Annotated in this window: 8 protein-coding genes and 1 riboswitch; of the genes, 7 read left to right on the top strand and 1 reads right to left on the bottom strand. The window is 69.4% G+C overall.

Going from position 1 to position 8,449, the window contains the following annotated elements; genetic code table 11:
• Positions 1–110 precede the first annotated feature (110 nt).
• The gene (locus tag ACWGO0_RS34415) at positions 111–2,459 is read right to left on the bottom strand and encodes a chitinase C-terminal domain-containing protein (protein ID WP_453543922.1); all 2,349 of its coding nucleotides are present in this window, start codon (positions 2,457–2,459) and stop codon (positions 111–113) included.
• Positions 2,460–2,723: 264 nt separating this feature from the next.
• Positions 2,724–2,854, top strand: a riboswitch (FMN riboswitch).
• Positions 2,855–3,009: 155 nt separating this feature from the next.
• Here ACWGO0_RS34415 and ribD point away from each other — a divergent pair.
• The 7 genes from ribD (at position 3,010) to hisG (ending at position 8,416) form a co-directional block, all read left to right on the top strand.
• The gene (gene ribD / locus ACWGO0_RS34410) at positions 3,010–4,110 is read left to right on the top strand and encodes a bifunctional diaminohydroxyphosphoribosylaminopyrimidine deaminase/5-amino-6-(5-phosphoribosylamino)uracil reductase RibD (RefSeq protein WP_453543920.1); all 1,101 of its coding nucleotides are present in this window, start codon (positions 3,010–3,012) and stop codon (positions 4,108–4,110) included.
• Entirely contained in the window at positions 4,111–4,731 is a 621-nt protein-coding gene (locus tag ACWGO0_RS34405; RefSeq protein ID WP_453543918.1) for a riboflavin synthase, read from the top strand.
• Positions 4,728–5,372, top strand: coding sequence for a nicotinamide mononucleotide transporter family protein (locus ACWGO0_RS34400; protein WP_453543916.1), 645 nt, complete (start codon positions 4,728–4,730; stop codon positions 5,370–5,372). Before ACWGO0_RS34405 ends, ACWGO0_RS34400 begins: the two co-directional genes overlap by 4 nt.
• Positions 5,369–6,667, top strand: coding sequence for a bifunctional 3,4-dihydroxy-2-butanone-4-phosphate synthase/GTP cyclohydrolase II (locus ACWGO0_RS34395; RefSeq protein WP_453543914.1), 1,299 nt, complete (start codon positions 5,369–5,371; stop codon positions 6,665–6,667). The genes ACWGO0_RS34400 and ACWGO0_RS34395 overlap by 4 nt, the downstream gene beginning before the upstream one ends.
• 29 nt (positions 6,668–6,696) lie before the next feature.
• Positions 6,697–7,182 carry a 6,7-dimethyl-8-ribityllumazine synthase gene (gene ribH / locus ACWGO0_RS34390; protein WP_453543912.1) on the top strand — a complete coding sequence of 162 codons (486 nt, stop codon included), beginning with the start codon at positions 6,697–6,699 and terminating at the stop codon, positions 7,180–7,182.
• A 35-nt stretch (positions 7,183–7,217) separates the two neighbouring features.
• Entirely contained in the window at positions 7,218–7,499 is a 282-nt protein-coding gene (locus ACWGO0_RS34385) for a phosphoribosyl-ATP diphosphatase (protein ID WP_453543910.1), read from the top strand.
• A 68-nt stretch (positions 7,500–7,567) separates the two neighbouring features.
• Positions 7,568–8,416 carry an ATP phosphoribosyltransferase gene (hisG, locus tag ACWGO0_RS34380; RefSeq protein WP_453543908.1) on the top strand — a complete coding sequence of 283 codons (849 nt, stop codon included), beginning with the start codon at positions 7,568–7,570 and terminating at the stop codon, positions 8,414–8,416.
• Positions 8,417–8,449: the final 33 nt, after the last annotated feature.

Raw genomic sequence — 8,449 nt, 5'->3', positions numbered from 1 at the left:
AGACGGGCGGTGTGTGCCGAGGGGGGGGGGCCCCGGGCCCCCCCCCCCGCGCGGGGCGCGGGGGGGGCGGGGGGCGCGCCCCCCCCCCCCACGGCTGTCGGGCCGGGGTCTCAGCAGGCCCCGAGGTCCTGCCAGACACCCCATTCACCGGTGGTGCCGGGCGTCTCCCCCTTCGTCCACCACTTGGCCTTCCACTGGTGGGCGGCGTGGCTGACGGTCGCGCCCGAGCCGTACTCGGTGGTCGCGCTCCAGGCCGCGGCGGAGCAACTGCCACCCGGAGTCGGAGTCGGAGTGGGAGTGGGGGTGGGAGTGGCGGACGGGTCCGGCGAGGGACTCGTGCCGGGCTCGACGACGCTCGTACCGCGGGCCAGGTCACCGGCGAGGGCGTACGACTTCCCGCCGAAGGTCACCGTCCAGTTGGACGGCGTGGAGGTCGGCAGGTAGTAGACGAAGTCGAGCTCCACCGATGCGCCGGGGGCCAGGGTCTGCCACGCGGGGAGCTTCAGGGAGACACGGTTGTAGTCGCCCTTGAGCCCGCCGATGTTGTTCGCGGCGGTGTGGTCGCTGCGGACGATCGTCGTACCGAAGCCCGACTGGTCCTTGGCGTTGGCCGGTGCCGAGGTCGCGTAGTCGAACCGGAACTCGGTACCGCCGGGCAGCGTCGCCTTCGTGTTGTTGGTGATCTTCAGCTTGGGGCTGATCGGGTAGTTGGAGTCACCGAGCGGGAACTGTCCGAAGGAAACGTCGATGTCCAGCGCCTGCGTCGGAAGATCGATCGTGGACCGCTTCGCGCCGTACGGGGTGGCCGACTTGAACTTCTCGTACATCGCCGACGTGAGCGTGGACCCCGGCTCGTACTGCCCCTTCGCCGCATTGAACGCGTAGTCGCCCGCGAGCTCCCAGATCATCGTGCCGCCGATGCCCCGGTCGACGACGTAGTCCGCCTTGGCGGCGACCGACTGCTCGTCCTCGGTGGAGAGGAAGACCTTCTTCTCGGCGTTCCACAGCCACGGTGCGACCAGCGTCGAGTCGTACTTACGGGCGTAGCTGCCGGTCAGCTTCGTGTCGGCGGGGAATCCGTACTGGGGGACGTAGTCGCCGACGACACCCTTCTCCAGGTTCTTCGCATGCCACATCGGGTTGGAACCGGCGGGCGATTCCTTGCCGTTGGTGTCCTTGTCGTGCCAGAGGTTGTCGATGCCGACGGCCCCGTCACCGCACTTGGTCAGACCGGCTCCGGCCGGGCACTCCGTCGTGGCGGCCTTGCCCCACAGCCCGTCCGTGCCGCCCTGCACGTTCTTGAAGCCGCGGGTGTAGTACGGCAGGCCGATGTTGATACGGCCGGCCGGCATCGAACCGCGGAAGTAGTGGTACGCCCAGTCGGTGTTGAGGTAGCCGACCCCGCCGTACTGCGAGGTCGAGTACACCCCGGCCTGGGCGAGTTCGGCGTCCTTGCCGTCGTCGAAGAGGGAGGCGTTCGGGCCGACGTACTCGTTCCATGCGCCGTGCAGGTCGTAGGACATGATGTTGACGTAGTCCAGGTACTTCTGGACCTGGAAGGTCTCCATGCCGCGCAGCAGATAGCCCGAGGACGGCGCGGCCACGGTCAGCAGATAGTGCTTGCCGTCGGCGGCCGAGGCACGGTCCAGCTTCTCGCGCAGCGTCTTCATCAGCGCGGCGTAGCCCTTGACGAGACCGGCCCGGCGGGCGTTGGCCAGCGTGTGGTCCAGCGGGTTGCCCGCGTCCTTCATCGTCGTCGGGTACTCGTAGTCGATGTCGACGCCGTTGAAGCCGTACTTCTTGATGAAGTCGACGGTCGAGTCCGCGAAGGTGTTGATGCCTGCCTGGTTGACCGAGCCGTCGGCGTTGGTCGCCATCGAGTAGAAGCCGCCGGAGTCCACCCGGTCACCGTTGTCGTCGAAGTACCCGCCGGTCTCGGCCCAGCCGCCCACCGACACCAGGGTCTTCACGTTCGGGTGCTGCTTCTTGAACTTGTTGAGCAGGTTGAAATGGCCCTTGTAGGGGAGTGCCGGGTCCATCTCGGCCCCGGCTACGCCCGGCCAGGTCATCCCGGTGGAGGCGTTCTGCGGGCTGTCGGAGCCGACGGAGATCTTGTTCTGGCCGTCGATGTGCGCGAACGCGTAATTCAAGTGGGTGACTTTGTCCCACGGGATGTCGGAGGCGAGGTAGGCGGCCTTGCCGTCCTTGCCCGTGCGCCAGTTGGTGAAGTAGCCGATGACGCGCCGCTGGTGGTCGGCGCCCATCTTCTCGCGGCCTTCACTGTCGTAGACCGAGCAGTACGGGACGTCCACGCCGGGGGTTTCGTACAGCCCGTCCGGACGACAGGACTCCTGGTCGGCGGCGGCCGACGGAGTGGCGGCGAGACCGCCCACGAGCAGCCCGGCGACGGCCGCGCAGGCTGCGAGCAGGGTGGCTCTCGCACGAGTGGGGGACAGCATTTGTCGTTCCTCCTGGGGAGGTCGGCAGAACACAACTGGCAAGGGGGGTGGGTCGTGTTGGGGTCCGTGCGTGCGCACACCCGGACCGAACCTCGGAGGTGACGCAGAGATTAAAAGGACTAGACCAGTGAGTCAATAGGTCTGGACCATCTGTCCTCGACCGTCCCGTTGCGTACCCCTGCCGCGCCGCCCTGTGAGTCAGCACACAAGGACTCGCCCGTATGGCCCACGAGCGGTCGTGGCAGACTGGTCCTGTACCAGCAGCAGCGCACTCCGGGGTCGGTGTAATTCCGAACCGGCGGTTATAGTCCGCGACCCGTCCGCATCCAGCGGCCGGTTGACCAGGTGGGATTCCTGGACCGACGGTTAAAGTCCGGATGGGAGGCAGTGCGCGGCGGGCCGTTTCGCGGGTACGCCGCCGTCGGCGGATGGTTTTCGGGCGACCGATCCATCCGTTTTTCGGGCATTCGGCGTCCCTGTTCCGCGTTCCGCTTCATCTGTCGTCATCGACAGGCCCCGGAGTCCGTGCCCGAAGAGGCAGGAGGACCCGGTGGACACCGCAGCCGACATCACCGCCATGCGGCGAGCGATCACGCTCGCAGCCCGCGGTCTCGGCTCCACCAGCCCGAACCCGGTCGTCGGATGCGTCGTTCTCGACGCCGCCGGGCAACCGGCCGGTGAAGGCTTCCACCAGCGGGCCGGCGGACCCCACGCCGAGATCCACGCCCTGCGCGCGGCCGGCGAGAAGGCCCGGGGCGGCACCGCCTACGTCACCCTCGAACCCTGCAACCACGCCGGACGCACCGGCCCCTGCGCCCAGGCGCTGATCGAGGCCGGTGTCAGCAGGGTCCTCTACGCGGTCGCGGACCCGAACCCGCAGGCCACCGGCGGTGCGGACACCCTCCGCGCGGCCGGTATCGAGGCCCGGCAGGGGCTCCTCGCCGACGAGGCCGAGGCGGGCAACGCCGCCTGGCTCACCTCGGTGCGCCTCGGCCGCCCGTACGTCCTGTGGAAGTACGCGGCGACACTCGACGGCCGGATCGCCGCCGCCGACGCCACCAGCCGCTGGATCACCTCCCCCGAGGCCCGCGCCGACGTCCACCGGCTGCGCGCCGAGGCCGACGCCGTGGTGGTCGGCTCCGGCACCGCCCGTACCGACGACCCACAGCTCGGGGTACGCGGCATCGAGGGCGCCCGCCAGCCCCTGCGCGTGGTCGTCGACACCGGCGCCAACGCTGTACGCCCCGGCGCCCGGGTGCTCGACGACACCGCACCCACCCTGATCGCGGTCGCCGAGGACGCCGACACGGCCCACCTCCCCGAAGAGACCGTGCTGAGGCTGCCCCGCGCCGCCACCGGACCCGGTCTCGACCTCACGGCCCTGCTCGCCGCCCTGCAAGGGCGCGGCATCCGCTCCGTACTCCTCGAAGGCGGGCCGACCCTGGCCGGTGCCTTCGTCGCCGCGGGAACGGTCGACAAGGTCGTCGGCTATCTCGCTCCGGTCCTTCTCGGCGCGGGCCCCGCCGCCCTCGCCGATGCCGGAATCTCCACCATCTCCCGGGCGTTGCGCCTCGATGTGACCGAGACCGTTCAAATCGGCCCCGATCTGCGCATCACCGCCGTCCCCGTCCCTGCTCGGAAGGGAAACTGAGTGTTCACCGGAATTGTCGAAGAACTGGGTGAGGTCACCGCCGTCGAGAAGCTCGACGACGCCTCCCGCTTCCGACTGCGTGGCCCCGTCGTCACCGAAGGCGCCAAGCACGGCGACTCGATCGCCGTCAACGGCGTCTGCCTCACCGTCGTGGACCTCGGCGAGCACGAGTTCACCGCCGACGTGATGGCGGAGACCCTCAACCGCTCCAGCCTCGGCGCCCTGGAGACCGGCTCCCGGGTCAACCTGGAGCGGCCCATGGCACTCGGCGGCAGGCTCGGCGGCCACATCGTCCAGGGGCACGTCGACGGCACCGGCCGCATCATCGGCCGCGAGGTCTCCGAGCACTGGGAGATCGTGAAGATCTCACTGCCCGAGGACCTGACCCGTTACGTGGTGGAGAAGGGCTCGATCACCGTCGACGGCGTCAGCCTGACCGTCGTGGAGGCCGGGACCGACTACTTCACGATCAGCCTCATCCCCACCACCCTCGACCTGACCACACTCGGCCTCAAGCAGACCGGCGAACCGGTCAACCTCGAGGTGGACGTCATCGCGAAGTACGTCGAGCGCCTGCTCGGCGGCGGCGCGGCCCAGGGACACGAGGAGCCGGTGACGTGAGCGCCCTGTCCTGGCTGAACTCGGAGGCGTTCACCGCCTTCGGACAGCACATCATCTGGTCGGACCTGATAGGCAACACGGTCGGTCTGATCGCCCTGACCCTGGGCTGGCTCCGCTCCGTCTGGACCTGGCCCGCCCAGCTCCTGTCCGGTGTCGTCCTCGTGGCCGCCAACGTCTCCGTGCAGCAGGCCGGAAGCGTCGGCAAGCAGCTCGTGGTCATCGCCGTCGCCGTCTGGGGATGGCAGCAGTGGACCCGCGGCAGGCAGCAGGCACAGGACGGCTCCATCGCCGTCCGCTTCGCGACCTGGCGCGAACGCGGCTACCTGATCGGCGGCGCCGTACTCGGCACCCTCGCCGTCGGCGGCCTCTTCACCGCGTTCCCCTCGCTCTCCTGGAGCCCGTGGGCCGACGCGTACATCTTCGCGGGCACGCTCGTCGCGATGCTCGCCCAGGCCCGCGGCATGGTCGAGTTCTGGTTCGCCTGGCTGCTCGTCGACCTGGTCGGCGTACCGCTGAACTTCCACAGCGGTCTCGCCTTCTCCGGTCTCATCTACGTCGTCTACGGGGCCCTCGTCCTGTGGGGCATGCGCGACTGGTGGCTGCGTACGCGGACACCCGCTCTGGAAGGAGCCACGGCATGACTGCCCAGCCCACCTGGTTGCACCCGGAACACGGCGCGCACGTCGTGGACCTCTCCCTCGACCCCGTCGAGCAGGCCATCCGCGACATCGCCGCCGGACGCCCCGTCGTGGTCGTCGACGACGAGGACCGCGAGAACGAGGGCGACCTCGTCATCGCCGCGGAGAAGGCCACCCCCGAGATCATCGCCTTCATGATGAGCGAGTGCCGCGGACTGATCTGCGCACCCATGGAGAACGACGAGCTGGAACGGCTCGAACTCCCGCAGATGGTCGACAACAACACCGAGTCGATGAAGACCGCCTTCACCGTCTCCGTGGACGCCTCCGCCGCCTACGGCGTGACCACCGGCATCTCCGCCGCCGACCGCGCCACCACGCTCCGCATGCTCGCGGGCGGCGAAGCGGGACCCGGCGACTTCGTCCGCCCCGGCCACATCTTCCCGCTCCGCGCCCGCTCCGGCGGAGTCCTCGTCCGCAACGGCCACACCGAGGCGGCCGTCGACCTGGCCCGCCTCGCCGGGCTGCGGCCCGCCGGCGCCATCGTGGAGATCGCGGGCGAGGACGGCGTCATGCTGCGCCTGCCCGAGCTGGTGCCGTTCGCCCGCAAGCACGGCCTCACGATCATCTCCATCGAGGACCTGATCGCCTACCGCCGCAGCTCGGAGCCGACGGTCCGCCGCGAGGCCGAGGTCCGGCTGCCGACCGCGTTCGGCGAGTTCACCGCGTACGGCTACCGCTCGATCATCGACGGTGTCGAGCACGTGGCCCTCGTCCACGGCGACATCGGCGACGGCACGGACGTCCTCGTCCGCATCCACTCCGAGTGCCTGACCGGCGACATCTTCCAGTCCCAGCGCTGCGACTGCGGCCCCCAGCTGCACGCCTCCATGGAGCGCATCACGCAGGAGGGCCGCGGCGTCGTCGTCTATCTGCGCGGCCACGAGGGCCGGGGCATCGGGCTGCTGTCGAAGCTGCGCGCGTACGAGCTCCAGGAGCAGGGCGTCGACACCCTCGACGCCAACCTGGAACTCGGCCTGCCCGCCGACGCCAGGGACTACGCCGCGGGCGCCCGGATGCTCCTGGACCTCGGCGTCCACAGCGTCCGGCTGATGACCAACAACCCCGACAAGACCGCGGCGGTCCTGCGCCACGGTCTGGCGGTGACCGGCCGCGAGCCCATGCCCGTCCAGGCCGGCGAACACAACCTGCGGTACCTGCGCACCAAGCGGGACCGGATGGGGCACGACCTGCCCTGGCTCGACGCGGCCACCGCGTCGACCTGCGGCAACCAGTAAGAGATCACGGAACGAGCGGTAGGAGAGACATGAGCGGCAAGGGCGCACCCGAACTGTCCGTACGCAACTGCGGTGACCTGCGGGTCGCGGTGATCGCGGCCCAGTGGCACGAGAAGGTCATGGACGGCCTCGTCGACGGTGCGCTGCGCGCCCTGCACGACCTGGGCATCGACGAGCCGACCCTGCTCCGCGTCCCCGGCAGCTTCGAGCTCCCGGTCGTCGCGAAGGTCCTCGCCGGACGCGGCTACGACGCGATCGTCGCCCTCGGGGTGATCATCCGCGGCGGCACCCCCCACTTCGAGTACGTGTCCCAGGGCGTCACCCTGGGCCTCACCCAGGTCACCGTCGACACCGGAGTCCCCGTCGGTTTCGGCGTCCTCACCTGTGACACCGAGGAGCAGGCGCTCGACCGGGCCGGCCTCGAAGGGTCCAACGAGGACAAGGGGCACGAAGCGGTCACCGCCGCCGTATCGACCGCCGCGACGCTGCGCACCGTCAGCGAACCCTGGCGCTGAGTGCGGGTCGGCGACCCCGTATTCTAAGGACCATCATGGTGAACAAACCCCTCAAGAGCTTCGAAGAGCTCTTCGCCGAGCTGCAGCTCAAGGCCGCCAACGGCGACCCCACCACCTCCCGCACCGCCGAACTGGTGGGCAAGGGAGTGCATGCCATCGGCAAGAAGGTCGTCGAGGAGGCCGCCGAAGTCTGGATGGCCGCCGAGTACGAGGGCAAAGAGGCCGCCGCCGAGGAGATCTCCCAGCTGCTGTACCACGTCCAGGTGATGATGGTCGCCCGCGGAATCTCCCTCGACGACGTCTACGCCCACCTCTGAGCCGACGCACCTTCCCGCTGTTCCGTAGGCCCGCAGAACACCCCTTCGCACAAAGGAAACCTGACCTCATGCTGCGCATCGCCGTCCCCAACAAGGGTGCACTCTCCGGGCCTGCGATGGCGATGCTCCATGAGGCCGGTTACCAGCAGCGCAAGGAGTCCAAGGAACTCGTCCTGGTCGACCCGGAGAACGAGGTCGAGTTCTTCTACCTGCGCCCCCGCGACATCGCGATCTACGTCGCATCCGGACGCCTCGACATCGGCATCACCGGCCGCGACCTGCTGCTGGACTCCGGCGCCGACTCCGAGGAGATCCTCCAGCTCGGCTTCGCCCGCTCCACGTTCCGCTACGCCACGAAGCCCGGCACGGCCGCGGGCCCGCAGGACTTCGACGGCATGACGATCGCCACCTCCTACGAGGGCATCGTTGCCAAGCACCTCGCCGAAGCCGGCGTCAACGCCTCCGTCGTCCACCTCGACGGCGCGGTCGAGACCGCGGTCGAGCTGGGCGTCGCCCAGGTCATCGCCGACGTCGTGGAGACGGGCACCAGCTTGCGCAACGCCGGACTCGAAGTCATCGGCGAACCGATCATGAAGTCGGAAGCCGTCGTCATCCGACGCACCGGCGCCCCCGCCGACGACCCCAAGGTGCAGCAGTTCCTCCGCCGCCTCCAGGGCGTCCTGGTCGCCCGCAGCTACGTGATGATGGACTACGACTGCCGCGTGGAGCACCTGGAGCGCGCCGTGGCCCTCACCCCGGGCCTGGAGTCGCCGACCATCTCCCCGCTGCACCACGAGGGCTGGGTCGCGGTCCGCTCCATGGTCGCCGCCAAGGAGGCCCAGCGGATCATGGACGACCTGTACGAACTGGGTGCCCGCGCCATCCTCACCACGGCCATCCACGCCTGCCGCCTCTGACGGCCGGGACCAAGAACTCCGGAAGACAGCGAA

It is taken from the genome of Streptomyces sp. NPDC055749, assembly GCF_053617235.1.
The sequence above is the reverse complement of the archived record's forward strand: the minus strand, read 5'-3'. Positions and strand labels throughout refer to the sequence as shown.

Bases quoted from the DNA above. Each gene is read 5' to 3' on its own strand.
- ACWGO0_RS34385 (WP_453543910.1), top strand. From the start codon at position 7,218: ATGGTGAACAAACCCCTCAAGAGCTTCGAAGAGCTCTTCGCCGAGCTG.
- ACWGO0_RS34395 (WP_453543914.1), top strand. From the start codon at position 5,369: ATGACTGCCCAGCCCACCTGGTTGCACCCGGAACACGGCGCGCACGTC.
- ribH (WP_453543912.1), top strand. From the start codon at position 6,697: ATGAGCGGCAAGGGCGCACCCGAACTGTCCGTACGCAACTGCGGTGAC.
- ACWGO0_RS34415 (WP_453543922.1), bottom strand. From the start codon at position 2,459: ATGCTGTCCCCCACTCGTGCGAGAGCCACCCTGCTCGCAGCCTGCGCG.
- hisG (WP_453543908.1), top strand. From the start codon at position 7,568: ATGCTGCGCATCGCCGTCCCCAACAAGGGTGCACTCTCCGGGCCTGCG.